The sequence below is a fragment of the Desulfotomaculum sp. OF05-3 genome, assembly GCF_003435535.1.
GTDB lineage: Bacteria > Bacillota > Clostridia > Lachnospirales > Lachnospiraceae > Pilosibacter > Pilosibacter fragilis.
Genome location: NZ_QWGO01000001.1, coordinates 25,285 through 49,902, shown reverse-complemented (window position 1 = coordinate 49,902; position 24,618 = coordinate 25,285). Strand labels below are relative to the sequence as shown.

At 51.7% G+C, this 24,618-nt stretch carries 22 protein-coding genes and 1 other annotated feature; all 22 genes read left to right on the top strand.

Translation table 11 applies throughout. From position 1 onward, the window contains the following. Positions 1-209 precede the first annotated feature (209 nt). The 22 genes from DXA87_RS00220 to DXA87_RS00115 all read left to right on the top strand — a co-directional run bounded on the left by DXA87_RS00220 (position 210) and on the right by DXA87_RS00115 (position 24,552). Positions 210-3,782: a DUF5717 family protein gene (locus DXA87_RS00220; protein WP_117502946.1), complete on the top strand. Its 3,573-nt coding sequence runs from the start codon at positions 210-212 to the stop codon at positions 3,780-3,782. A gap of 13 nt (positions 3,783-3,795) precedes the next feature. Continuing rightward, positions 3,796-5,022 (top strand): DUF5716 family protein, encoded by a 1,227-nt coding sequence (locus DXA87_RS00215; protein ID WP_117502945.1) that lies wholly within the window; start codon positions 3,796-3,798, stop codon positions 5,020-5,022. Then, positions 5,019-5,828 (top strand): hypothetical protein, encoded by an 810-nt coding sequence (locus DXA87_RS00210; RefSeq protein ID WP_117502944.1) that lies wholly within the window; start codon positions 5,019-5,021, stop codon positions 5,826-5,828. The genes DXA87_RS00215 and DXA87_RS00210 overlap by 4 nt, the downstream gene beginning before the upstream one ends. A 114-nt stretch (positions 5,829-5,942) precedes the next feature. Continuing rightward, positions 5,943-6,177 (top strand) — a binding site (T-box leader). A 121-nt stretch (positions 6,178-6,298) separates the two neighbouring features. Next, positions 6,299-6,511 (top strand): DUF6472 family protein, encoded by a 213-nt coding sequence (locus tag DXA87_RS00200; protein WP_242997990.1) that lies wholly within the window; start codon positions 6,299-6,301, stop codon positions 6,509-6,511. Positions 6,512-6,639: 128 nt separating this feature from the next. After that, the gene (locus DXA87_RS00195; protein ID WP_117502942.1) at positions 6,640-9,291 is read left to right on the top strand and encodes a valine--tRNA ligase; all 2,652 of its coding nucleotides are present in this window, start codon (positions 6,640-6,642) and stop codon (positions 9,289-9,291) included. Between the two features lie 352 nt (positions 9,292-9,643). After that, positions 9,644-10,999: a folylpolyglutamate synthase/dihydrofolate synthase family protein gene (locus DXA87_RS00190; protein WP_147326501.1), complete on the top strand. Its 1,356-nt coding sequence runs from the start codon at positions 9,644-9,646 to the stop codon at positions 10,997-10,999. A 49-nt stretch (positions 11,000-11,048) separates the two neighbouring features. After that, positions 11,049-11,192, top strand: coding sequence for a hypothetical protein (locus DXA87_RS18080; RefSeq protein ID WP_015554816.1), 144 nt, complete (start codon positions 11,049-11,051; stop codon positions 11,190-11,192). 3 nt (positions 11,193-11,195) lie between these two features. After that, on the top strand, positions 11,196-12,500 hold the full coding sequence (locus tag DXA87_RS00185; RefSeq protein ID WP_117502940.1) for a tetratricopeptide repeat protein: 1,305 nt from the start codon (positions 11,196-11,198) through the stop codon (positions 12,498-12,500). 259 nt (positions 12,501-12,759) lie between these two features. After that, positions 12,760-13,101 carry an anti-sigma factor antagonist gene (locus DXA87_RS00180; RefSeq protein ID WP_015554814.1) on the top strand — a complete coding sequence of 114 codons (342 nt, stop codon included), beginning with the start codon at positions 12,760-12,762 and terminating at the stop codon, positions 13,099-13,101. Between the two features lie 2 nt (positions 13,102-13,103). Continuing rightward, positions 13,104-13,616 carry an anti-sigma F factor gene (gene spoIIAB, locus DXA87_RS00175; protein WP_343220988.1) on the top strand — a complete coding sequence of 171 codons (513 nt, stop codon included), beginning with the start codon at positions 13,104-13,106 and terminating at the stop codon, positions 13,614-13,616. Positions 13,617-13,620: 4 nt separating this feature from the next. Continuing rightward, positions 13,621-14,340, top strand: coding sequence for a SigB/SigF/SigG family RNA polymerase sigma factor (locus tag DXA87_RS00170; protein ID WP_117469822.1), 720 nt, complete (start codon positions 13,621-13,623; stop codon positions 14,338-14,340). 104 nt (positions 14,341-14,444) lie between these two features. Beyond that, on the top strand, positions 14,445-14,669 hold the full coding sequence (locus DXA87_RS00165; RefSeq protein ID WP_117502939.1) for a hypothetical protein: 225 nt from the start codon (positions 14,445-14,447) through the stop codon (positions 14,667-14,669). After that, positions 14,666-15,298 (top strand): stage V sporulation protein AA, encoded by a 633-nt coding sequence (locus DXA87_RS00160; protein ID WP_117502938.1) that lies wholly within the window; start codon positions 14,666-14,668, stop codon positions 15,296-15,298. The genes DXA87_RS00165 and DXA87_RS00160 overlap by 4 nt, the downstream gene beginning before the upstream one ends. After that, complete coding sequence (locus tag DXA87_RS00155; protein ID WP_117502937.1) at positions 15,288-15,710, top strand: stage V sporulation protein AB; 423 nt, start codon at positions 15,288-15,290, stop codon at positions 15,708-15,710. The genes DXA87_RS00160 and DXA87_RS00155 overlap by 11 nt, the downstream gene beginning before the upstream one ends. 149 nt (positions 15,711-15,859) lie before the next feature. Next, positions 15,860-16,303 (top strand): SpoVA/SpoVAEb family sporulation membrane protein, encoded by a 444-nt coding sequence (locus DXA87_RS00150; protein ID WP_015554808.1) that lies wholly within the window; start codon positions 15,860-15,862, stop codon positions 16,301-16,303. Positions 16,304-16,393: 90 nt separating this feature from the next. Then, a complete protein-coding gene (locus DXA87_RS00145; protein ID WP_117502936.1) occupies positions 16,394-17,800 on the top strand; it encodes an ATP-binding protein in 1,407 nt (468 codons plus the stop codon). Between the two features lie 288 nt (positions 17,801-18,088). Next, on the top strand, positions 18,089-19,147 hold the full coding sequence (locus DXA87_RS00140; RefSeq protein ID WP_117469819.1) for a stage V sporulation protein AD: 1,059 nt from the start codon (positions 18,089-18,091) through the stop codon (positions 19,145-19,147). Positions 19,148-19,272: 125 nt separating this feature from the next. Then, a complete protein-coding gene (locus DXA87_RS00135; protein ID WP_015554806.1) occupies positions 19,273-19,629 on the top strand; it encodes a SpoVA/SpoVAEb family sporulation membrane protein in 357 nt (118 codons plus the stop codon). 572 nt (positions 19,630-20,201) lie between these two features. Then, positions 20,202-21,374, top strand: coding sequence for a PucR family transcriptional regulator ligand-binding domain-containing protein (locus DXA87_RS00130; protein WP_117502935.1), 1,173 nt, complete (start codon positions 20,202-20,204; stop codon positions 21,372-21,374). Between the two features lie 268 nt (positions 21,375-21,642). Next, positions 21,643-22,860, top strand: coding sequence for a hydantoinase/carbamoylase family amidase (locus DXA87_RS00125; RefSeq protein WP_117484043.1), 1,218 nt, complete (start codon positions 21,643-21,645; stop codon positions 22,858-22,860). A 176-nt stretch (positions 22,861-23,036) separates the two neighbouring features. Beyond that, complete coding sequence (gene thrH, locus DXA87_RS00120) at positions 23,037-23,642, top strand: bifunctional phosphoserine phosphatase/homoserine phosphotransferase ThrH (protein WP_117484044.1); 606 nt, start codon at positions 23,037-23,039, stop codon at positions 23,640-23,642. Positions 23,643-23,883: 241 nt separating this feature from the next. Then, a complete protein-coding gene (locus DXA87_RS00115; protein ID WP_117484045.1) occupies positions 23,884-24,552 on the top strand; it encodes a GntR family transcriptional regulator in 669 nt (222 codons plus the stop codon). Positions 24,553-24,618 lie beyond the last annotated feature (66 nt).

The window sequence follows — 24,618 nt, the reverse complement described above, 5'->3', positions numbered from 1 at the left end:
TATGAAAAAGGTCGAAATTTGTAGTGAATTTGATCAGGAAATGTGCTATGATGATACCACGTAATAAATCAGCAGGTCTGAGCATATGCCTGCGATGACCATAAGAAAGTTCAGACCGGCAGCTGGTTCTGACGATGCGGAATCGGAAGCGTTGGCGGAACCTGCAGCCTTCGTACATAATCGGATTATAAATATAAGGTGAAAAATATATGAGAGAACGGATCATGCGCCTTTCCAGAGGAATCGTGGACGCGGAGATGCCGAAGCTGTTTCTGGATCCTGTGAAGATCGAGGAGACTCTGGGGAGCGATACGGTTTATAAAAGAGAGCTATACTTAGCAAGTGAGAACAATTTATATATCAAAGGCCTTGCCTACTCAAGCCACAGCCGCGTGAAGATCTTAAAGAACGCCTTCGGAGGCTTAAGAAACCATATTGTCTACGAAGTCGACACCTCCTGGTGCGAGAACGGAGACCTGATCAAGGGAAACTTCACGCTTGTCACAAACAGCGGAGAACTGGAGGTTCCTTTTCTTTTTCGTGTGGAAATGATCGAGTCTGTCCGTGTCCTGTCCACTTTAAAATCTATGGATGATTTTGTGGAGCTGGCGAAAAAGGATATGGAACTGGCGCTGCGCCTCATGGAGTACCGGGATTTTACGGAAGCGCCGCTGTTTAAGGATCTGCGGATCCGCACGATCTATGAAGGCTTAAGGGGACACGGAAACCGCCAGAATGCCCTGGAGGAATTCTTTCTGGCGACGGGAGTGAAGGAACCCATCGAGCTGACCTTATCTACGGCAAAGAAGATCTATGACAAGCCGAAGGATATCGTGAATGACAAGGTCGTCCTGCGGAAAAATACCTGGGGCTATCTCTACATGGAAGTCCGCGCTGACGGCGATTTCATCGAGATCCCGAAGAAGGTCATCACTCAGGCGGATTTCGAAGAGGACCGTCTGGATCTGCGATTCAGGATCCACCCGGAGAGGATGCACAAGGGAAAGAACCTCGGTGCGATCCGCCTTCTTACCGTCCACGGTGACACCGTGATCCGGATCGAGGCTATGGGAGAGGAGCCGGATCGAAAGCGCGCTGAGGGCGAGATCAGCAAAGCCGGTGTCTGCCGGTACATGAAACTCCGTGAGGCCTACGAGAGCGGTCTCTACGAGAAAAAAGCTGTCCTCGGAAAGATCCAGAACGAGCTGGATGCCATTCGCGGCGCAAACGGCGGTTCTGTGATCCTGTCCCTCCTGCAGGCGGAGACTTATCTGGACGCGGAGAGACCGGATCAGGCGGCTTTATGTCTGGACGATGCGTGGGATACCGTTTCTGCCCTCAGAGACCGGATCGGAACACTCTATTGTTATTACCAGTACCTGCAGTACCGTCTGGAACCGGACGAGGAGAAGAAGGACGCTGTGGTCCGCCTGTTCAGGAAAAAGCTGGAGGACGTCAACGGCCGGTTCTATCTGCAGCTTTTGCAGTTAAAGATGCTGCCGGAGATGTACGAGGAGGAGGAAGCCCTCGCGGAGAGCTTTAAGATGCAGTATAAGAATGGCTGCCGCAGCCCGTTCCTCTATATTGAGACGGTGCGTCTCTTCGGGAAGAATCCGGAACTCTTAAAGACGATGGATGCCTTTGAGATCCATGCCCTCTACTACGGAGTCATGAATGGCCTCGTGGGGCAGGAGCTGGCGGAGCGGATCTGCGCGCTGGCGCCGGGAGCAAAGTTCTTCCACCGCCTGTATTACCGCCTGCTTGCAAAGCTCTGCGAGAAATACCCGACGAAGGACATGCTGACGGCGGTGTGCTGTCTGTTAATTAAGGGAAATGTCCGCGGAAAAGAGAGCTTCTCCTGGTATGAGAAGGGAATCAATGAGGAGATCAGCCTCACGAGGATCTACGAATATTTCCTCTACGCTCTGCCGGATGATTATGAGAAGATGATGCCGCGTCAGGTACTGCTGTACTTCTCCTATGAGTGCGCCCATCTGGACCAGAAGAGCCGTGCAGCCCTCTATGCCAATGTGGCGGCCTATATTCCGCAGGACGATCCGCTCTATAAAAAGTACGAGCGGGAGATGGAAAAGTTTGCCATGGAGCAGCTGTTCGAGTCCCGGATCAACAGGAGACTTGCGGTGATCTACAAACATATCATCTACCGCGATATGATCGATAATCAGGTGGCCCGGGTGCTGCCCGGTATCTTAAAGGCAAACCGGATCCAGGTGAAGGATGCGGCGATGAAGTATGTGATCGTTTCCAACGAGATCCTGACCGGTGAGGATGCCTACCCGTTGCAGAATCAGACCGCCTATGTGCCGTTGTTCTTTGAGGACAGCGTGATCATGTTCCAGGATACCTTCGGAAACAGGTACATGGACGTGGAATATACGAAGGAGCCGGTTCTCGATGAGAAGGAACTGGAAGAAAAATGCTTTGAGATGTACCCGGACCACCCGATGTTAAAGATGAAGGCGTGTCTGGAGATCATGGAGAAAAAGGACCTTGAGAAGGAAGATGTGACCGGGATTGAGACTGTTCTGGATACACTCCCGGTGAAGCCGGCCTACCAGCAGAAAATGCTGACGAGGATCATTTCTTACTACCGTGCGGCGCTTCTGGGGGACGATGAGGCCATGGATGCGGAGGGTGGAGCGTACCTCTTAAAACTTGACAAGAGGACACTCTCCAGACCGGAACGTGTGGATGTCTGCGAGACACTGATCGTCCAGAATTACATGGTTCAGGCATACGAGATGATAAAGGAGTTCGGCGAGGAGCAGATCCGTGTGAAACGTCTCGCGGCTCTGGTATCCCAGCTGATCTTAGACCGGATGTTCGAGGAGGATGACCTGCTCCTCCACCTTGCGGGGCGTGTATTTTCGGACGGACACGGGGACAGCGTGATCCTGGATTATCTCTGCGAGCATTATAACGGCAGCGGGGAATCTATGTTCAGGATCCTTGCGGAAGCAGTGAAGACCCATGTGGAGACATACGACCTTGAGGAGCGCCTGCTGGCCCAGTGCCTTTTCTCCGGCTGTGAGAAGCATATGGACACGGTATTTGACCTTTACGCGTCGAGAAAAGAGACCAGTGATGTGATCGTGAAGGCGTACTTTACAGTGAAGTGTACGGAATACTTCCTGCGTGACACAGTCCCGGGGGATAAGGTATTCGCGTATCTGGAAGGCGCGATCCACGGTATGGAGCTTCGGAAGGTGCCGGAGATCTATCTTCTGGCGCTGGCGAAATTTTATTCGACTCTGGCACAGATCACTGAGGAGCAGAAGGCCCTGCTATCCCGGATGATGGATATCCTTTCCGCCAGAGGTATGGTATTCGCGTGGTACAAGGATCTTGCAAAATATGTGGATATGCCGGGCGAGGTCATGGATAAGGAGATCATCGAGTACCATGGACGACCGGACGGAAGACCGATCTTAAAGATCCGGATCCTGCCGGACGAGGAAGAGTTCCATGAGGAAGAGATGAACATGGTCTATAAAGGGATCTATGTGCGCCAGAAACTCCTGTTTGATGGTGAGATCATGGAGTACGAGATCTGGGAGAATGAGGACGGAAAACTGGTGAAAAAGGCGGAGGGCGAAGTGACCTGCAGCGAACCGGCAACGGGGGATAAAGGAAACCGCTTCACGGCTTTAAATGCCATGAACCTCTATCTCGGAATGAAGGATGACCGGAAATTAAAAGAAAGCATGACAGAATACGTGACGGACAGTCAGATCGCGAAAAAGCTGTTCCGTTTGGCATAATGAGGACAAATAAATGGAGAAACTGATCGTTGGCATCGACCTCTGTGATACCTATACTCAGGCGGCTGTTCTGGGCCGTGAGGAGGCGTGGATGCTCCCGACCGTCATCTGCAGAAAAAAATCCGCGGAAGAGTGGTATGTGGGGGAAGATGCATATAAATATACGCTGGTGGGCGAGGGCGTCATCGTTGATAAGCTCTTAAGCCTGGCGGCAAAAGAAGGAACATCCACCATCGGAGGCGTAAAGTACGGTGGAATGGAACTGCTGCAGAGATTTTTAGGCAGTATCCTCGCCATGGTGCGTGCGGAGTATGCCGGACAGAGGATCGATGAGCTGGTCATCAGCCTCAAAAATTTGGAGATGAAGCTTTTGGAGGGACTTACGGCCAGCGTGGAAGCTCTTGGGATCCCAAGAGGAAATGTCCATATCGCAAGCCACACGGAATGCTTCGTCTACTATGTGCTGAACCAGAGAAGAGATGTCTGGGGCGGTCAGGTTGGCATGTTTTCCTTATCCGATGAGGACCTGCGTTACTATGAACTGAAGGTCACGAGAGGACCGCGCCGGATGACAGCCATCGCGGAGCATGAGGAGCTGGAAGAGGGCTTCAGCCTCAGCGTTCTCGATACAGGCTCCGGGGCAAAGATGGCAGATAAGATCCTGTGCGCCTGCGGAGAGCGGTTTTTACAGAAAAAGATCTTTTCCTCGATCTTCCTGACGGGAAAAGGTTTCGCGAGAACCGACTGGGCGCCGGAATTTATGAAGCAGATCTGCAACCGGAGAAGAGTCTTCGTGGAGACAGCTATCTTCGCAAAAGGTGCGGCCATGAAGGCTGAGGATTACTTAAACGAGAGCGGTTCCGGATCCTTTGTATGTCTCTGCGAGGGAAAATTAAAGTCCACAGTCTCTCTGGAGGTTATGAAGCGGGATACAAAGACGGAGATCAGTCTGGCATCCGCCGGTGAGAGCTGGTACGAGGCGAGAAGTGTGGTGGAAGTGATCCCGGACGGGGAGAAGGAGATCTGCTTTACGATCACACCGCAGCAGGAGCCGAAGAAAAAACGGACCGTGAAGATCCCCCTGGAGGGATTCCCGGACCGCCCGAACAAAACGACGAAGATCCGGGTGGCTGTGGGATTCTTAGATGAGAAGACTATGGTGGTCAAGCTCACGGACCAGGGATTTGGGGAACTGTTCCCGAAAACGGACGCGGTGGTCCGTCAGGAGGTGACATTATGAGCCTGATTCTCTGCAGACAGGAACCGGTAACGGTTCCGCTTTATATCGAGGATCTTGGGATCCATCTCTACTCCTCCCAGGAGCTCTGCTATGTGATCTACAACAATCCGCTGCTGGTGCTGGAGGGATTTATTGATAAACGCCTGACTGAGTTTTTAAGAAGCGAGCTTCGGATGCCGTTTCTTGCGGAACGGGTGGAAAAATGGATGGACAGCCACGGGGCAACGGAGGAGATCCTGTACCTGATCCTCAAGGAATGCAATTATTATACCCCGAAGGAGCAGGCGGCTTACCGGCAGACCGTGAACGGACTGAAAAAACTCTCAGAGGAAGAGTACGAGAAGCGCCGCGCAGATTATTTCTATGGTCTGGATCTTTTCGGAAAAGCGGTCACGATCTACGAGCAGATCTTAGATGGGGCCGGACGCCATCTCTCCGGGGATTTCCGGGGAAAAGTCTGGAACAATATCGCGGCCTGCTACGCGAAACTCTTCTGTTACCAGAAAGCTATGCACGCCTACGAGAATGCCTGGAATGCGAAGCCGGAGGCGGATTATGTGAAACGCATGTACTTCCTCACGATACTGAATCCGGAGCTTTCGCTTAAGGATAAATTCCTGGAGATGATCGGGGAGGACGATAAGGAAGTCTGGAATAAAGAAGTGGAAGCGGCGAGAGAAGAGTCAGAGAAGGCGCCGGAGACGCTGAAGCTTGCCGCCGTATTCGAGAAAGACCCGGCTGGCCGGATCGCAGCGGCGGGGGATATCCTGAATCAGTGGAAGATGGAATACAGGAGAATGCTGTAGTTTCCCTTGACATTTTATCAGGATTCTACTATATTATGTAAGAGCGGCCGGAAAAATCAAATGACCGTGATATGGAACAGGTGGCTGATAAAGAGACCTGCTCCATGGAATATAAGAAAGGCTGGGAAGAAGAGGAGTACATTTTCTGCACCTTCAGAGAGGATTGATCACAGGCTGGAAGTCGGTCCGGGAATGCAAAAATGGAAGGTAGCTTCGGAGCCGGAATGGTGAAATAAAAAGTAGCTGTTCCCGGGGAGAGACCTCGTTAAGAACGAAGAGATGCTGTTTGGACGATCGTCCTGGATCTGGACAGTAAATAAAGGTGGTAACGCGGTGATTCGCCCTTTGCATGAGAGTGCAGAGGGCTTTTCTTATATGAGTAAGCAGGGCGATAGCCCGGATTACGAATGTTGGCAGCAGCTGAGGGAGTGCGCGGCAGGCGCACAGCAGCTGCCTTTCGAGAGGAGTACATGATGGTAAAAAAAGATGCAAAACAGAAAAAAGTACGGATCACGAACTGCGAGACCTGCGCCTTTTACACATATGATGACGAGTATGGATATTATGTCTGTGAGGCAGATCTCGACGAGGACGAGATGTCCGCGTTCCTCCGCGGAAGTGATTTTTCCTGCGGCTTCTACCAGTCAGATGACGAGTATGCTGTTGTAAGAAAACAGATGTAAACGAGATGATTTTGTGAGTCTGCGCATTTTGCGCTGATAATAAAAAAGTAAATTGAAAAGCAGTAACTGCTCCACATTTTTGCAGTTACAAAAAAGAAACATGTTGATAAAGTTTTAAGGAGAAGACCATGAAAGAACTGGAAAAGACCTACAATCCGGCGGACATTGAGGACCGTCTGTACCAGAAATGGCTGGACAACAAATATTTCCACGCTGACGCGGAGAGAGGAAGACGCGAGGGCAAAAAGCCGTTCACGATCGTAATGCCGCCGCCGAATATTACAGGACAGCTCCATATGGGACATGCCCTCGACAATACGATGCAGGATATCCTGATCCGTTACAAGAGAATGCAGGGTTATGAGGCACTCTGGCAGCCGGGAACAGACCATGCGGCGATCGCTACCGAGGTCAAGGTCATCGACAAGTTAAAAAAAGAGGGCATCAACAAGAATGACCTTGGACGTGAGGGATTCTTAAAAGAGGCCTGGAAATGGAAAGATGAGTACGGCACACGGATCATCAAACAGCTCCACAAGCTCGGCTCCTCCGCTGACTGGGACAGAGAGCGTTTCACCATGGACGCAGGCTGTTCTGAGGCTGTTTTAGAAGTATTTACACGCCTTTATGAAAAAGGATATATCTACAAGGGATCCAGGATCATCAACTGGTGTCCGGTCTGCAAGACATCCATCTCCGATGCTGAGGTAGAGCACAAGGAGCAGGACGGCTTCTTCTGGCACATCAACTACCCGATCGTGGGCGAAGAGGGAAGATTCGTCGAGATCGCCACAACGAGACCGGAGACACTGCTCGGCGATACCGCCGTTGCTGTAAACCCGGAGGACGAGCGCTACAAAGACATCATCGGAAAGATGTTAAAGCTTCCGCTCACAGACCGCGAGATCCCGGTGATCGCTGACGAGTATGTTGACAAGGAATTCGGAACCGGCTGCGTAAAGATCACACCGGCCCACGACCCGAACGACTTCGAGGTCGGAAAACGCCACAACCTGGAAGATATCTGCATCATGAACGATGACGCGACCATCAATGTTCCGGGCAAGTACTTCGGCATGGACCGCTACGAGGCGAGAAAAGCCATGGTCGAGGACTTAAAGGAAATGGGCCTTCTCGTAAAAATCGTTCCGCACAGCCACAACGTTGGTACCCACGACCGCTGCGGCACAACTGTAGAGCCGATGGTAAAACCGCAGTGGTTTGTAAAGATGGATGAGATGGCAAAACCGGCCATCGAGGCATTAAAGAGCGGCAAATTAAGATTCGTTCCGGAGAGCTTCGGTAAGACATATCTCCACTGGCTTGAGGGGATCCGCGACTGGTGTATCTCCAGACAGCTCTGGTGGGGACACAGGATCCCGGCTTACTACTGTGAAGAGTGCGGCGAGATGACGGTTGCGAAGATGATGCCGGAGAAGTGTCCGAAGTGCGGCTGCACACATTTAAAGCAGGATGAGGACACCCTTGATACCTGGTTCTCCTCCGCGTTATGGCCGTTCTCCACACTGGGCTGGCCGAAGGATACAGATGAGATGAAGTACTTCTATCCGACCGACGTTCTCGTTACCGGATACGATATCATCTTCTTCTGGGTTATCCGTATGGTATTCTCGGGACTTGAGCAGACAGGCGAGTGCCCGTTCAACACTGTCCTGATCCATGGTCTTGTCCGCGATTCTCAGGGACGCAAGATGAGTAAGTCCTTAGGAAACGGTATTGATCCGTTAGAGGTGATCGACAAGTACGGCGCGGATGCTCTCCGTATGACACTTATGACAGGAAATGCACCGGGCAACGATATGCGTTTCTACTGGGAGAGAGTCGAGGCCAGCAGAAACTTCGCAAACAAGGTATGGAACGCGAGCCGTTTCATCATGATGAATATCGAGAAAGCGCCGGCAGGCGAGGCAAAGCTTACAGACCTCACGGCAGCAGATAAATGGATCCTCTCCAAGGTCAACGACCTTGCGAAGGAAGTAACGGAAAACATGGACAAGTACGAGCTCGGAATCGCTCTCCAGAAGGTCTACGACTTCGTATGGGAGGAATTCTGTGACTGGTATATCGAGATGGTAAAACCGCGTCTCTGGAACGATGAGGACCGGACGAAGGCGGCTGCGATCTGGACCTTAAAGACGGTTCTGATCAATTCCTTAAAGCTCTTACATCCGTTCATGCCGTTTATCACAGAGGAGATCTTCTGCAATTTACAGGATGAGGAGCCGTCCATCATGATCTCCTCCTGGCCGGTATATAAGGAAGAGTGGAACTTCGCGGCAGACGAGCACGCGGTTGAGGTCATCAAAGAGGCTGTCCGCGCGATCCGTAATGTGCGCACATCCATGAACGTTCCGCCGAGCAGAAAGGCAAAAGTATTTGTTGTGACTGAGGATGCCGATCTCACGGATATCTTCGAGAACAGCCGTGTATTCTTCAGTACCCTTGCTTCCGCCAGTGAGGTAGTGATCCAGAAGGATAAGACAGGAATCGGTGAGGACGCTGTATCCGCAGTGATCCCGAAGGCAGCGATCTATATGCCGTTCGCTGAGCTTGTCGACATCGAGAAGGAGACCGAGCGCTTAAAGAAGGAAGAAGAGCGCCTCACAAAAGAGCTTGCCCGCGTAAACGGAATGCTTGCAAACGAAAAGTTCGTAAGCAAGGCACCGCAGGCGAAGATCGATGAGGAGAAGGCAAAACTTCAGAAGTACACCGAGATGATGGAGCAGGTAAAGACTCGTCTGGCTCAGCTTGGTAAGTAATCGATGAAAATATGACCATGGCATGAAAGTGCTGAATGGTTTCAGCAGGAAAGGACAGTGGGTGGAACATGACCTGCTGTCAGGGCAGCCGCAGGTTTTATGGCCTGTGGCTGTTCATTTTATGGGAGGAGCAGACTGCTGCCGCCACTGTATCATACAGCATTTTTTCGTTCACAAAATACCGTAGGATACAGCAATCCTGTCGAATCTTTCCGACATGTTCTGGTTGCAAAAAATACCATAAACAGGTATCATAAGTGAAAGAAACGCTGCCGTTTACGGCATATATTTTCTGTACCGGGAATAACGCCAGACAGCGTTCCGATTGCAGGTCACAACAGGAGGCGATTTCTTGGAGTACATAACGATGCAGGAAGTCTGGGATCAGATCGAGGCGATCCCGGGATATGCGAGAAAAAAGAGCAGTCTTTTAAAAGTACGGGAATTTCTTGGTCTTCTTGGAGAACCGGACCGGGAATTTCATGTGATCCATGTGGCGGGAACCAACGGAAAGGGTTCCGTCTGTGCATTCCTCACCTCCATGATCCGGGAAGCAAAAATTCCCTGCGGGACATTCGTGTCCCCTCATCTTGTGGATATCCGGGAGCGGTTCCTTATAAACGGGGAGATAGTCCCGGAGCCGGATTTTATCAGGGCATTTCTGGAGGTACAGCATGCCTGCGGGATATGGGAAAAGAGAGGAGAGCCCCATCCCACCTATTTTGAATTTTTATTTTACATGGGACTCTGCATATTCCGGAATGCCGGGATAAGGATTTTGGTCTTAGAGACCGGAATGGGTGGAACAAACGATGTGACGAATGTTGTGGAGGAACCTCTCGTCTCCGTCATCACGTCCATCAGCATCGACCATACAGCGTTTTTAGGATCCACGATCCCGGAGATCGCGGCGCATAAGGCGGGGATCATAAAGTCCCGGCGTCCTGTGGTGTATGATGACAGTTCACCGGAAGCATCGGCGGTGATCTTTGCGAAAGCAAAGGAAATGAAATCTGAAGGATTTCCCGTGACGCCGGATGAAGTCCGTCACGGGATCCGAACCCGTCTCGTAAAATCTCCGGATCCGGGCGCGGCGGGATTCCAGAATATGAGTTTTTCCTACCGCGGCGGGGAGACTTTATTTGAGATCCCATTTGCGGCTCCCTACCAGCTCATGAACGCAGCTCTGGCGATCCGGGCATTGGAGGTTTCCGGACTTCCGGTGGCGCCTGAACAGGCGGCAGAGGGAGTAAAAAAGGCAAAATGGCCTGCAAGAATGGAGGAGATCAGCACTGGTGTCTACCTCGACGGGGCCCACAATGCGGACGGGATCCGGGCATTTCTCGACGCGGCCTGCAGATTAAAGGAACTTCGGAAGCCGGATCATGTGCGGATCTTGTTTGCGGTCTCCACGGACAAGGATCATCAACGGATGCTGCGTGAGATTGCAGAGCGGCTGAAACCGGATCTGTGGATCTTATCGAAAATGGAGTCACACCGGACCCTCTCCGTGGAGGATCTGGAAGCGGCGGCAGAAAAGCTGCGGGCGGAATGTGGAGAAGAGACGGAGTACCGGGTGAGCCAGAATGTGAAACACGCCGTGAAGGAATTACTTGACCTGCATGGAGAACGGGATCTCTCGTTTATCGCTGGGTCACTGTATCTTGCAGGGGAAGTAAAGGAACAGATCAGCCAAAGCACAAGTTAAGCAGACCGTTCCGGTATGCGGCTGCCGGGACACCAAAGGAGGAAGAAAAATGATCAACTTTGAGGAAGAGATCGAGCGCTTCAAGCCGAGTCTTGAGGTGGAGGCGGTCAGCGACGCCATCGTAAAGAGTGACCTCACAGATATGGCAGATATTATGATGGACATCATGAAGGATATCAAAAAGGAAAAGTAATATATGGATGAGATGCAGAAGATCCAGTACGCGGCCAACAGCTACTACAACCGCGGTCTGGAAATGGCAAAGGAGAGAAACCTTTCCGGGGCGGCGAGATTCTTAAAACGCGCCCTGCAGTTTAATAAATACCACACAGATGCCAGAAACCTTCTTGGACTGATCTTTTACGAGATGGGTGAGACGTCAGATGCGCTGATCCAGTGGGTCATCAGCATCAATCTCCAGCCGGACGGAAACCGGGCAGACTATTACCTCGATGAGGTCCAGAGAAAGCCGGGACAGCTTGAGATCGCGAGCCAGATGGTAAAGAAGTTCAATCAGGCATTATTCTATGCCCAGAATGACAGTGATGATCTGGCGGTCCTGCAGCTTAAGAGGATTGTCGACGAGAAGCCGAATTTCGTGAAAGCGCATCTGCTTCTGGCGCTTCTCTACATGGAGCACGGGGACTACACGAAAGCCGGAAAATCCCTGTTCAAGGTACTTCAGATCGATAACAATAACGAGAAAGCCACCCGGTACATGGAATACGTAAAGAGCCGGACCGGCAAGGCGGAGGTCGAGAAACGGAAGATGAAGAACGCGTTTTCCCACAGGGAGATGCAGGACGATGACGTTATTCTGCCTCCGACCTACAAGGAGAACACGGGCTGGCAGTCCATCATCAACATCGGTATCGGTCTTGTCCTGGGGGCGGTCATGGTCGTGTTCCTCATCATGCCGGCGAGGGAGCGAACGTTAAACTATGAACATAATCAGGAGATGCAGTCCTACACGGATAAGTTAAATCTCGCGAACCAGGAGACGGACAAGTTGAAGCTCCAGGTTGAGGATTACCAGAAGCAGAAGGAGGACGCGGAAGGCCAGTTAAATGACTTAAAGGGCGATTCCGGAAGCACGGTGAACCAGTACGCGGCGCTCGCAAAGATCCTGGACGCGTACCGCAAAGGTGATACGAACACGGCGGTTCTGACTTATGTGGATATGGATCAGTCGAAGATCACGGATAACAGCTCTGTGGCGATCTTAAATGAAATCAAGGCGGACATGGATGCCAACGCCCCGACAGTCCTTATGGCGGCAGCAGCCCAGTCAAACTCTGTCGGGGACTACGACTCAGCGCTCCGCTATTATGAGAGATACATGAAATTCAACGACAAGAACCCGGAAGTCATCTACAACATGGGAATGGTATACAAGGCAAAGGGCGATACCGACAACGCGAACCAGATGTTCGGACAGGTCATCATGAACTTTGCAGATTCGGAGTTTGCGGAGAAGGCGAAGGAAGAGAGAGGATACTAAGGAGCAATTCTGGTTTCTGTTTCACAGAGAGTGTATAGAGGTTCGTTGATAAACCTTACCTAGAAAAAACTTAAAAGAGACTTTACAGAAGAAAATACTGTGAGGTCTCTTTTTTGTTGTTTCAGACTAGAAAACTACAGGAGAATGGATTTAGAAAGCTGTTTTGAGGTAAGAAAAATTTGTGAAAATCAGCCTCGCATTGGGATACAGGCTGTGGGCTGAATTTGGCTGCAAAATTTTGAAATGGGAGGAAAAATTTATGGAAGATTCATTCGTATACGAGGCAAAAGGCCCCACACTCATCATTCACCTGCCGAAGGAGTTCGACCATCACAACTGCCGGAATCTGAGATATGAGACGGACCTTCTGATGGCGGAAAATTATGTCTCCAGAATCATTTTCGATTTTACGCGTACCCGGTTCATGGACAGCTCCGGCATCGGCGTCCTCTTAAACCGCTACAAGCAGATGAAAGCAGGCCATACCAGTTTTTACGGTGCCTGCCCGCAGGTGATGCGGGTCTTAAAGGTTGCGGGAATTCTGGGGCTGATGCATCAGTATGAGTCGAAAGAAGAAGCAATCTACAGCAGGGAGGTATAGGGATGGAAGAGACAGGACAGACCGTACAGGAAACGCAGAAAGTACAGGCAGAGCAGACTGGAGAGAACGGGAAAAATGTAGGAATGCCGGAGTGTGAGACTATGGAACTCATTATGGAGAGCCGGTCAGAGAACGAGGAGTTCGCGAGAGTCGTGGCAGCCGTTTTCGCGAGCCGTCTGGACCCGACGCTGGAGGAACTGGACGATATCAAGACCGCCGTCTCAGAGGCAGTGACGAACGCGGTGATCCACGGATACCGGGGACAGGAAGGGAAGATCTATCTTTCGGCGACGGCATGGGAAAAGGAGCGGCTGTTTTCTGTGACGGTGCGGGATGAGGGAGTCGGGATCCGTGACGTGGAGCAGGCCATGGAACCCATGTTCACCACATGTCCGGAGGACGGGAGGTCCGGCATGGGATTCTCCTTCATGGAGGCCTTCATGGACCGGGTGGAGGTGGTCTCCGCACCGGGAAAGGGAACCTCCGTCACCATGAAAAAGAAGATCGGCAGGTGACGGGATGGCGGACACTGCGGAACTCTTAAAACGTTCACACGCAGGGGATAAAGAGGCGAGGGACCGCCTCGTCATGGAGAACGCGGGCCTTGTCTGGAGTATCGTCCGGAGATTTATCGGGAGAGGACCGGAACCGGATGACCTGTTCCAGATCGGGAACATCGGCCTTATAAAGGCCATCGACCATTTCGACACAGAACTGGGCGTCCGGTTTTCCACCTATGCCGTTCCCATGATCACCGGGGAGATCAGGAGATTTCTCCGGGATGACGGGATGATCAAGGTCAGCAGGCCGCTAAAGGAACTGGCGGGAAAAGTCGGGGCGGCGAGAGAAAAGCTGGAGGCGGACCTCGGGCGGGAGCCGACAGTGGAGGAGCTTGCAAGGTCGGTGGGAGCCAGCCGTGAGGAGGTTGCGGCATCCATGGAAGCTGGGGCGAGAGTCGGATCCATCTACGAGCCCTTCGATGCCGGGGATGAATCCGGAGGCTGCCTGGCGGATAAGATCGCGGAAAAGACATCGGAGAATGACAGGGTCCTGGACCGGATCGTGCTGGCGGAGCTTTTATCCGGTCTCGGGGAGAAGGAACAGCAGATCATAAAAATGCGGTATTTTGAAAATATGACCCAGACCGTGATCGCAGGGCGGCTTGGAATCTCCCAGGTGCAGGTGTCGCGGCTGGAGAAGAAGATCTTGAGGGAGATGAGGGAGAGACTGACTTCATAAAAGATGAAAATGATTCTGCCCATGGTTATGTATAATGTCCATTGATTCGGAACATCCTATTTGCGTAAAGCAATGCGATAAACAGGATGAGAAGGTGGAATATTATGAAACCGTTAAAGGACTACGTGGAGATCATTTTTGCGGTGCTGGCGCTGGCAGGACTGGTGTTTGTGTTCTGGTATTTTCTCGTGGCGGTCCCGGCAAAGAAAGCGGAGCAGTCGGGGACATTCGTGATGGTGCCGGGGACGGAAATGGAAGTCTGCCGAGGCACTGTCACAGGGGTTTTAAAGACCATTGGGGATATGGACAGAAAGCCGTGGAGCGCATGAGCAGCACGACGATCTACTTAAAGCTTCCCCAGGTGAAGGAAGTTTATGAGCCGGAAGTGTACCTCGGAATGATCGCCGATGTCCACAGCAGCGACAGGGCTGCGGAGGCGAAGGCGAAAGCCGTGAAAATCACCTCATTTTCCGGGAAGGGAAAAGAGGCAGTGTTTGTTGGAAATGTCATGGAACTCGTGGAAAAGATCGAGAAGACCGGCCAGAATATCCAGGTGGACAATCTCGGGGAATCGGATTTCGTGGTCACATACCGGGCAGGGAAGAAGAAAAGTCTGGTATGGGAGTGGATGAAGACGGCCATGGTGTCCGCAGTGGCGTTTTTCGGGGCGGCGTTTGCCATCATGACATTCAACAACGACGCCAACGTGACGGATGTGTTCGCGAAGCTCTATGAGATGATCATCGGGACCCGGGCGGACGGACCGACGATCCTGGAGGCGTCCTACTCCGTGGGACTGGCCCTGGGGATTTTATTGTTCTTCAACCATTTCGCCTCCTGGAAGATCACGGTGGACCCTACGCCCATAGAGGTGGAGATGCGGCTCTACGAGGAGAACTTAAATAAGACGTTGATCAAAAATGGCGGGAGAAAGGAGTCAGGGGTCGATGTATCTTAAGCTTGGGATTCTGGCCTTTGCAGGCCTCGGTGCCGGGGCAGTGATCGCTGCCGGGATCTTTGCCTTCCTCGCCATCATCGGCGTGTTCCCGAGACTCATCGGCGTGACCCACACAGCGGGGCATGTGATCCTCTACGAGACGCTTCTGATCCTCGGGGGAACATGGGGGAATCTGGCGGACTTCTACAGCGTGGCATTTCCGTTCCCTGGAAAGTTTGTGCTCGCAGTGTGTGGGACGGCTGTCGGAATTTTCGTGGGATGCCTTGTGATGTCTTTGGCGGAAACGCTAAAGGCACTGCCGATCCTGAACCGCCGGATCGGGCTGGCGGTGGGGCTGCAGTATGTGATCCTGGCGGTGGCTGCGGGAAAGGCATTTGGATCGGCAGTGTATTTTCTGCGGGGATTCGGATGATTTATCTCAGTGGGAGTCTGATCTCCGACTGAGATAAACGCTTCGCGAGGATGCGCAGTGATTCTGATAGGAATCTGTCAGCTTCGCTGACCAGAATCACGCGCCAAGTCTCACGAACGTTCAATTTGAAAGTATACATGGAGGAATTTATGGAGATCGATAAGAAAGAGTACGGAAAATATGTGAAGCAGGTGACACCGGTTCACAACACCTGGAAGAACCTCTGGCGGGCGTTTCTCGTTGGCGGACTGATCTGCATGCTGGGACAGGTATTCACATCCGTCTACATGTCCTTCGGGATCGAGAAAGAGAGCGCGGCGGCGTGGACGACATTGAGTCTCATCGGCCTCAGCGTGATCCTGACGGGGTTTCATGTGTACCAGAAGATCGTAAAATTCGGTGGAGCCGGAGCCCTGGTTCCCATCACAGGATTTGCGAATTCCGTGGTGTCCCCGGCAATCGAGTACAAGGCGGAGGGCCATGTCTTCGGGATCGGCTGCAAGATCTTTACGATCGCGGGACCGGTGATCCTCTACGGGATCCTTGCGAGCTGGGTGCTGGGGATGGTGAAGTATTTCTGGAGATACTTGTAAACGAACCGGCAGGAACGTATAATGGAGAGAGAAGATGCGGCGGCTGTGTAGCATATGAACAGCGTCAGCATGGAATAAGCGGAGGAAAACGTGAAATCAGTATCGATCTATACGCTCACAAGAAATCAGAATATTTCCTGCGTCCAGAAGCTGGAGAGACAGATGTCGGGGCGTGGGTACTTTTTGAAGATGCGGGAGTGGGAGCTTGACAGCATGAAGGCCTTTGTGAGGGAATTGGAGACGCATATGGACGAGGTGTATGCGCTTTGGTTCTTTTACTCGTTTCAGATTCCGAGACTGGGAAAGGAGTTTGACCTTCTGCAGATCAGGGAGGACCAGATCGTGAATGTGGAGCTGAAGAGCGGAGCAGTCTCCGATGAGGCACTGCGGAAACAGTTGATACAGAACCGATATTATCTCGCGGTGCAGGGAAAGACGATCCGGTCCTATACATATATCAGCAGCCAGAACCGGCTTGTCCGCCTTACGAACCACGACCGGATCGTGGACGCGGACTGGGAACAGCTTTGCGCGGATCTGAGGGATGGCGGAAAGGACTATGAGGGCGATGTGGAGGAGCTGTTTCAGGCGGAACTGTATCTGATCTCGCCTCTCACAGAGCCGGAGCGATTCCTGAACAAGGAATATTTCCTGACTGCCCAGCAGCGGGATATTGAACGCCAGATCTTAAAGAAAATCCGGGCGGAGCGGACCGGGGCGTACTGGTTTACGGGACTTCCGGGGACGGGAAAGACGCTGCTGCTCTACGATATCGCTATGAAGCTTTCCGGGAAGCAGAGGGTCTGCATGATCCACTGCGGGGAGAGCAAGAAGGACTGGAAGCGGCTTCATGAGAGACTCCGGCGGGTGGAGTATCTGCCAGATTCCGAAATTGGGGCGGAGTGCGGTCTGGAAGAGTGTTCCGCGGTTCTGGTGGATGAGGCACATCTTCTTGAGCCTGGGGCGAGGGAGCTGCTGGCTGGGATCAGTAGCCGGCGGCCGGTGATCTTTTCCGGGGACTGCGAGGATGTGATCTCGCCGGATGAGCTGGGGGAGAGCGCTGAGATGGTGTGGAAATCTGTGCCGGGTGTGCAGACATTCCGGATGACGAACCGGATCCGGACGAACGCAGAGCTGTCTGTTTTTATCCAGAATATGATGCGCCTGACCAGAGGAAAGGGGAGACGGATGTATCCCCATGTCTCGGCTGGGTACGGGAATGATGAGGAGGAAGCAGAGAAGCTTTTAAAAGGGTATCTGGCGCTGGGATATCGGTATTTTGAGGAGAATGCCGGGAGCAGCGAGGATGTGGAGCGGCTTGTCGTTTTGCTGGATGAGAGATATTTTTATGATGAGACGGGATATCTGCGGTCTGGGAACCGGAGTGTAAGGCGGCTGTTTCACAGGCTGAACCAGGCAAAGGAGGAGCTGGCATTTGTGGTGAAAAAGAATGAGGCGGTGTACTCGGTGATTTTGGGGCTGCTTCAGGCGATGTGAGTGAAAAATTTATAGAATGTGTGTCGTGGGAAAAGATGCGGAAATTCGAGGTGGACTTCGGATTCCTGCATCTTTTTGTTTATTTTGGGGATTCTATTTGCATGGAGACCTTATTTTGGTGTACCTATGTGAGGATGAAGTCTGTTGCGAATGACTGCGCGGGTACTGGAGTGTTAAGGTATATTTATTTAGTACGATTGGAGTCGTTTTTGTTCAAAAAGTACGATATGTATGGATGTAACTGATAGGTGAATTGAGACCAAAATAAAGATGGGAGTGGATAGAAAAATGGATGAGAAAACAGGAACGTTAAGAAAGCAGCGCGGGCGTGCCAGTGTGGTGTTTGAAAATCCGCCGCTGATCATGGCGGCTGCGTCGACGGTGGGAAAGAAGGAAGGAGACGGGCCTCTTGGCGTTTTTTTTGACCGGGTGGAGCTGGATCCCATGCTGGGAAAGAAAAGCTGGGAGGAGGCGGAGAGTGAGCTTCAGAGCAGGACTGCAGGTCTTGTGATCGAGAAGAGCGGGCTTTCGAAGGAAGAAATCAGGTATTCGTTTGCGGGGGATCTTCTGGCACAGCTCATCGCCACTTCTTTTGGAAATATAAATCTGGAGATCCCAATGTTCGGGCTTTACGGAGCATGCTCCACCATGGGGGAAGGTCTGGGGCTGGGCGCCATGTGCGTGGAGGGTGGATTTGCGGATCATGTTCTTGTAGGCGCTTCCAGCCATTTCGCTTCGGCGGAGAAGCAGTTCCGTTTTCCGTTGGAATATGGGAATCAGAGGCCGTATTCGGCTACATGGACGGTGACTGGGTGCGGAGCGGTGATCGTGTCCTCCGGGGATTGCCGGGGGAAGGAAGCGCCGCTTGCGAAGATCACGGCGGTGACGACGGGAAAAATTGTGGATATGGATTTTCATGACTCCATGAATATGGGGGCTGCGATGGCGATGGCGGCGCTTGATACGATCCTGCAAAATTTCAGGGATCTCGGGGTGGACGAGACACATTATGATAAGATCATCACCGGGGATCTGGGGACAGTGGGACGGAGACTTCTGCTGGATTATCTTATGAAGGCAGGATACCGGATCGAGAGCCGATATATGGACTGCGGGATCGAGATGTTTTCGCCGGAGGAGCAGGATACCCATGCCGGGGGAAGCGGATGTGGGTGTTCAGCGGCGGTGCTTTGCGGGTTTGTTTTGCCGAAGATCAGGAATGGGGAGTGGAAAAGGGTGCTGTTTCTGCCGACGGGGGCTCTGCTTTCTACGGTGAGCTTTAATGAGGGGAAGAGTGTGCCGGGGATCGCGCATGGGGTGGTGCTGGAGACGCCGGATTTTCTGTAAGAACTTAGCCGGGGATTTTCGAAGGAGGAACAATCTGTTGGAAAAATGTTAAGGGAAGACGGACGTGGATCATACAGAGTGTGAAAATATAAATCTTAGGAATGAGAAGTGGAGTGAGTGTGGCTATGGAATATATCAGAGCTTTTCTTGTGGGTGGTCTGATCTGCATGCTGGTGCAGATCCTGATGGATAAGACAAAGATGATGCCGGGGAGGATCATGGTGCTGTTAGTGGTCAGCGGGAGTGTCCTTGGATTTTTGGGAGTGTATGAGCCGTTTGCCGAGTGGGCCGGGGCAGGAGCGACTGTGCCGCTGCTTGGATTTGGAAATACACTTTGGAAAGGGGTTGTGAAGGCGATGGCAGAGGATGGAGTGCTTGGAATCTTTAAAGGGGGATTTACAGCCAGTGCTGTGGGGATCAGTGGGGCGTTGGTGTTTGGATATCTGGGTGCGATTATCTTCAGGCCGGGGATGAAGGAGTGACAGGAGTACGCGGGGGTGAGGCTTCGGGCGCGGAAGCTTGGGGGATTTTTGGGGCGGTTTCTCCCGCGCGCCAAGAGGAAGCCAGCCCCCAAAATCAGGCGCGACCGTGCCCGAAGCCTCACCCCCGCTGTGCACTGGCATGCCTGGGTTGGCTGTTTTTGTCCCGGAGGGACAAAAAGGCGCGGGAGTTTGTGGAAGAGTAAAAAATATTTGGAATTTTTTAAACGGCATTGTTATGGTGAGAATTTATATGTAAAAACATTATTTGAAAAATAGGGATGATTAAATTTGAAGGGTGTAAAAAAAACATGCTGATTCGGTGCAGATTGATACGATTATTTGTAAGGTGATGGAACAGGAAGACGAGAGGCAACGAGATAGACAGTATGACGGGGCTTGTGGAGTGGCATTAAGGCAAGGATAGATTGAGAATAATCGTAGAATGTGGTAAAATAGTTATGTGTATTAGGGTCTATAACGTAAGTTATGATTTCCGCTTAGGAGATAACGTAATTAACAATTGTTCCTTGAATGGAAAAGTGTAATGATTTGTAAAGGAGATAGGGACTTTTGTGGCAAAGGTAAGTGATGTCCTGAAGCTCTCGGTTATGCGGGGTGTCCGCGTGGTGGCGGGGGAAGAGGGACTTTTTAGGAAAGTGGAGCATGTGACGGTGATGGAGGTCCCGGAGATCAAGAGGTGGCTCAAGGGAAATGATTTTCTGATCACGAGTTTTTATTCGGTGCGGAAGAGTGAGGAGGATCAGTGTGCCTTGATCCGGGATCTGGCGGATACGTGCTGTTGTATTGCGGTGAAGACGGGGCAGTATGTGAAGACTGTCGCGGAGAGTGTGAAGAGAGCGGCGGATGAGGTGGGACTGCCGGTTTTGGAGATTCCGGGGGAGCTGGCTTATATTGATATTATTGTGAATGTGATGAATCTGATCTTTGAGGAGGAGGGAAACTCGGAGATTCTGGAGAAGTATGTGAAGGATATTCTTTACGAGAATTACAGTGATGAGATCCTGATGGAGGAACGGGGACGGCTTTTTGGGATGGACGTGGAGCATGACTGGTTTTCGGCGGTGGTGATCAATTTCAGAAAGCGGTATGTGCCGGATGAGCAGGATTGGAAGGGGATCAGGTTTCTGGGGCGGACTTTGTTGGAGAGGATGAGAGAGACTGCTGGGATCAGGGAGTGTGTGATGGTTCCGTTGGAGAAGGGGTATCTGATTCTGACTGAGGGAGAGGATGAGTGCAGGCTTCGGGAGACGCTTGTGGATTTTTTTGAAGAGGAGAGAATATGTTCTCTGTGGAATGCGGGAACGGATAAGTTTGTCTGTTCTATCGGTCCGGTCCGGACTGGACTCGCCGGGATTCGCGATACATACAGTGATGCGTTTAAGGCAATTAGGGTCATGAGAAAGCTTCAGCCTGAGAATTGTGTCTGCGTATATGAAAAGGTTGAGATGTACTGTGTGTTGCAGGATCTTTTTTCAGCGGGGAAAAGGGATGTATTTGAGAGGATTTTGGCACCGGTGGAGAGTCGGGAGTTTTTAGAGACTCTGTGGACGTATTTTATGTGTTCGGGGAGTCTGGATGAGACGGCTGGGGTGCTGCATACGCATAGGAATACGGTGAAGTATCGGCTGGGGAGGATTCAGGCGGTTACGGGGTTGGATATTAAAAGGCCGGAGGATGGTTTTAAGTTGTATATGGGAGTTTTGGCTTGGCGGATGAAGGAGTGACGAGGGGTACGCGGGGGTGAGGCTTCAGGCGCATCCGTGCCCGAAGCCTCACCCCCGCTGTGTACTGGCATGCCAGGGAGAATGTTTTTGTCCGTACGTACAAAAAGGCGCGTTTCACTTTGGCTGGGAGAACATATAATTCTGAGTTCTTATGGATTATAATGGTATTGTCAGAATTATTTCTTGTTGCGAAATAGAGATAAAGTAAATATGCAATGAAGATGAGATAGATCAGAAAATACTTAGGGGAACTCAGGAGGTACTTGTTATGGAGCGTCGGATCGAGGATGTTCAGTATTGTGAAAGGTTATTTCAGAGTTTTTATGATATCGGAAGTACGTCGCAGGGCGGCGTGACGCGGCTGGGGTATTCGGAAACGGAGGACGCGATGCATGAGGTCTTTAAGGGGCTTGGAAGGGAGCTCGGGGCTTCTGTGATTACGGACGAGGTTGGGAATACTTATGTGACGAATACAGACGAGGACGGGTATACGCTGATCGGGTCGCATCTGGATTCTGTGATCGAGGGTGGACGGTATGATGGTGTGGCTGGCGTGATGGCCGGGCTTATGGTGATGCGCTGGGCGAAGGAGGATGGAATCAGGATCCCGCTTCGGGTCGGGGCGTTCCGGTGTGAGGAGTCCAGTAATTTTGGGTGCTGTACGATCGGTAGTGGACTGATTACACATGAGGTCTATAAGCAGGATATCGGACATCTGATGTCGAAGGACGGGGAGTCTTTGGAGAGTATTTTTGAGCACCGGGGGTTGACGCTTCATCCGAAGAAGATATCGGGACTTCGGAGATATCTGGAGTTACATATTGAGCAGGGAAAGGTGCTTGAGGAATGTAAGACGCAGGTCGGTATTGTCGGGACGATCGCGGGACCAGTGAGGTATCGGGTGTATCTTCGTGGTATGGCGGAGCATTCTGGCGCTACGCCGATGGATATGAGGAGTGACGCGCTCTGTGCGGCTGCGGAGATCATTCTGGAGATGGAGAAGATCGGAAAGTGGGAATCTGCGTACGAGTCGGTGGCGACGGTGGGCGTGGTTCAGAACCATCCGAATGTTCTGAATGTCATCCCGGGACGGGTGGAGCTTGGTGTGGACATGCGTGGCATTGATCAGGACAGTCTGGACCGTATGGAGCGGGCGTTTAAGGCCGCGGTGCGGGAGAGCTGCAAGAAGCGCGGCGTTGAGTATGTGGCGGAGAAAATCAACAGCATTCCTCCGATCAGTATGAGTGAGTCAGTGGAAGACGGTCTGGAGCAGGCGGCGAAGCGGCTTGGAATCTCCAGCCGGAGAATGCCGAGCGGTGCGGGTCATGATGCCATGTCTTTTGCGGAGATTTGTGATTCCGGTATGGTATTTATTCCGTGCCGGGGCGGTGTGTCACACAATCCGTCGGAGCATGCGGAGATTACGAGTATCTGTGATGGGGCGCGGGTGATGTATGAGTATTTAAAGGGAGAGACGGCGAAATAATCGGCGGGAATATTTTTTTGAAAAGACTATAAATTTAATGATATGCTGTCTGGCTGGGAGATTCAGCGGGCAGCATATTTTTATGGGCGGGTAAAGCGGTTATAGATTTTTCTAGATGATAATGTTATAATATTTTCATTATGACAATAAAGCACGGGAATGAGGAGAAAACAGCTATGTATATCACATGCCTTGACTTAGAGGGAGTTTTAGTGCCGGAGATCTGGATCGCGTTTGCGGAGGCCAGCGGGATCCCGGAGCTTAAGAGGACGACGAGGGACGAGCCGGATTATGATAAGCTGATGCGCTGGAGAATCGGGATCCTGAAGGAACATGGACTGGGGCTGAAGGAGATTCAGGAGACCATCGAGAAGATCGATCCGCTTCCGGGCGCGAAGGAGTTCCTGGATAAGCTTCGTGAGCTTGGACAGGTCATCATTATCAGTGATACGTTTACGCAGTTTGCGAAGCCCCTGATGAAGAAGCTTGGCTGGCCGACGATCTTCTGCAATTCCCTGAAGGTCGCTCCGGACGGGGAGATCACGGGATTTAAGATGCGGATCGAGAAGTCCAAGTATACGACGGTGAAGGCACTTCAGTCCATCGGCTTTGAGACGATCGCCAGCGGGGACAGCTACAATGATCTCGGAATGATAGAGGCGAGCAAGGCGGGATTCCTGTTCCGCAGCACGGAGCAGATCAAGAAAGATCATCCGGAAATCACAGCGTTCGAGACGTATGATGAGCTCTTTGAGGCGATCAAAAAGGCGATGGAAGAATAGCAGGAATCTTATGGAAAAGATTCCGCACAAAAAAGACATTTAAGAACACAGCCGGACTGCAGTTTGTTATGGATGCGGAGATGGAACGTCAGCTCTGTTTCAAGGGGCAGCGGCTGTGCTTTTCTATTTGAATGAATGTACGGTCTGCTGAGAGATGCTGGATCTGTTTGAACGGTGTATTAGTCTAACAGGGTAGAAAGTACAGGAGTTCTGGTTAAAAGAAAGGACTGCTGAATCAAAAATGGAGAAATCCTACGAGAAAGTCATTGAATATGTAAAACATGGAATCGGAAGCGGGGAGATCCAGGCGGGTGAGAAGCTTCTCCCGGAGCGGGAACTTGCCCAGAAGCTGGAGATCAGCCGGAATTCCGCGAGAGAGGGACTCCGGATCCTGGAAAACATGGGAGTTCTGGAGAGCCAGCAAGGTGCGGGAAACTATGTCTCCGGAAATTTTGACGAGATTCTGGCGGAGATGTTGTCGTTCATGTATATTTTAAAGAAGATCGACGTGGATAAGATCACGGAATTCCGTTCTACCCTGGAGTGGGGGGCCATTGAGACAGGGGTGAAACAGGCGACGGAGGAGCAGCGCCAGAAGATGATGTCCTATCTCGACAATTTAGAGCGGGCGGAGACGGAGGAGGAGCGTGTCCGCTGGGATAAGGCGATCCACTACCTTCTCATCGAGGCATCCGGAAACTTCTGTATGCTGGCAAACTATAAGGCCCTCAACAAGATCATGGACGAGTATATCCCGAAGATGCGTGGAAAGATCATCGAGGGCATGCACAGCGAGCAGTTCTTAAGCCGCGCCCACAGGACACTGGCAGAAGGTTTCGCGGAGGGAAATATCGAGAAGGCGAGAGAGGGACTGAAGCTGCATTTCCACTATATTTACCAGTACTTATAAAAATTATGGCAGAGTTCCGACTGATTATTCCGATAAGCCAGTGCTTTGAGAGTCAGGGAAAAGAGC

Bases quoted from the DNA above. Each gene is read 5' to 3' on its own strand.
- DXA87_RS00220 (WP_117502946.1), top strand. From the start codon at position 210: ATGAGAGAACGGATCATGCGCCTTTCCAGAGGAATCGTGGACGCGGAG.
- DXA87_RS00215 (WP_117502945.1), top strand. From the start codon at position 3,796: ATGGAGAAACTGATCGTTGGCATCGACCTCTGTGATACCTATACTCAG.
- DXA87_RS00210 (WP_117502944.1), top strand. From the start codon at position 5,019: ATGAGCCTGATTCTCTGCAGACAGGAACCGGTAACGGTTCCGCTTTAT.
- DXA87_RS00200 (WP_242997990.1), top strand. From the start codon at position 6,299: ATGATGGTAAAAAAAGATGCAAAACAGAAAAAAGTACGGATCACGAAC.
- DXA87_RS00195 (WP_117502942.1), top strand. From the start codon at position 6,640: ATGAAAGAACTGGAAAAGACCTACAATCCGGCGGACATTGAGGACCGT.
- DXA87_RS18080 (WP_015554816.1), top strand. From the start codon at position 11,049: ATGATCAACTTTGAGGAAGAGATCGAGCGCTTCAAGCCGAGTCTTGAG.
- DXA87_RS00185 (WP_117502940.1), top strand. From the start codon at position 11,196: ATGGATGAGATGCAGAAGATCCAGTACGCGGCCAACAGCTACTACAAC.
- DXA87_RS00180 (WP_015554814.1), top strand. From the start codon at position 12,760: ATGGAAGATTCATTCGTATACGAGGCAAAAGGCCCCACACTCATCATT.
- spoIIAB (WP_343220988.1), top strand. From the start codon at position 13,104: ATGGAAGAGACAGGACAGACCGTACAGGAAACGCAGAAAGTACAGGCA.
- DXA87_RS00170 (WP_117469822.1), top strand. From the start codon at position 13,621: ATGGCGGACACTGCGGAACTCTTAAAACGTTCACACGCAGGGGATAAA.
- DXA87_RS00165 (WP_117502939.1), top strand. From the start codon at position 14,445: ATGAAACCGTTAAAGGACTACGTGGAGATCATTTTTGCGGTGCTGGCG.
- DXA87_RS00160 (WP_117502938.1), top strand. From the start codon at position 14,666: ATGAGCAGCACGACGATCTACTTAAAGCTTCCCCAGGTGAAGGAAGTT.
- DXA87_RS00155 (WP_117502937.1), top strand. From the start codon at position 15,288: ATGTATCTTAAGCTTGGGATTCTGGCCTTTGCAGGCCTCGGTGCCGGG.
- DXA87_RS00150 (WP_015554808.1), top strand. From the start codon at position 15,860: ATGGAGATCGATAAGAAAGAGTACGGAAAATATGTGAAGCAGGTGACA.
- DXA87_RS00140 (WP_117469819.1), top strand. From the start codon at position 18,089: ATGGATGAGAAAACAGGAACGTTAAGAAAGCAGCGCGGGCGTGCCAGT.
- DXA87_RS00135 (WP_015554806.1), top strand. From the start codon at position 19,273: ATGGAATATATCAGAGCTTTTCTTGTGGGTGGTCTGATCTGCATGCTG.
- DXA87_RS00125 (WP_117484043.1), top strand. From the start codon at position 21,643: ATGGAGCGTCGGATCGAGGATGTTCAGTATTGTGAAAGGTTATTTCAG.
- thrH (WP_117484044.1), top strand. From the start codon at position 23,037: ATGTATATCACATGCCTTGACTTAGAGGGAGTTTTAGTGCCGGAGATC.
- DXA87_RS00115 (WP_117484045.1), top strand. From the start codon at position 23,884: ATGGAGAAATCCTACGAGAAAGTCATTGAATATGTAAAACATGGAATC.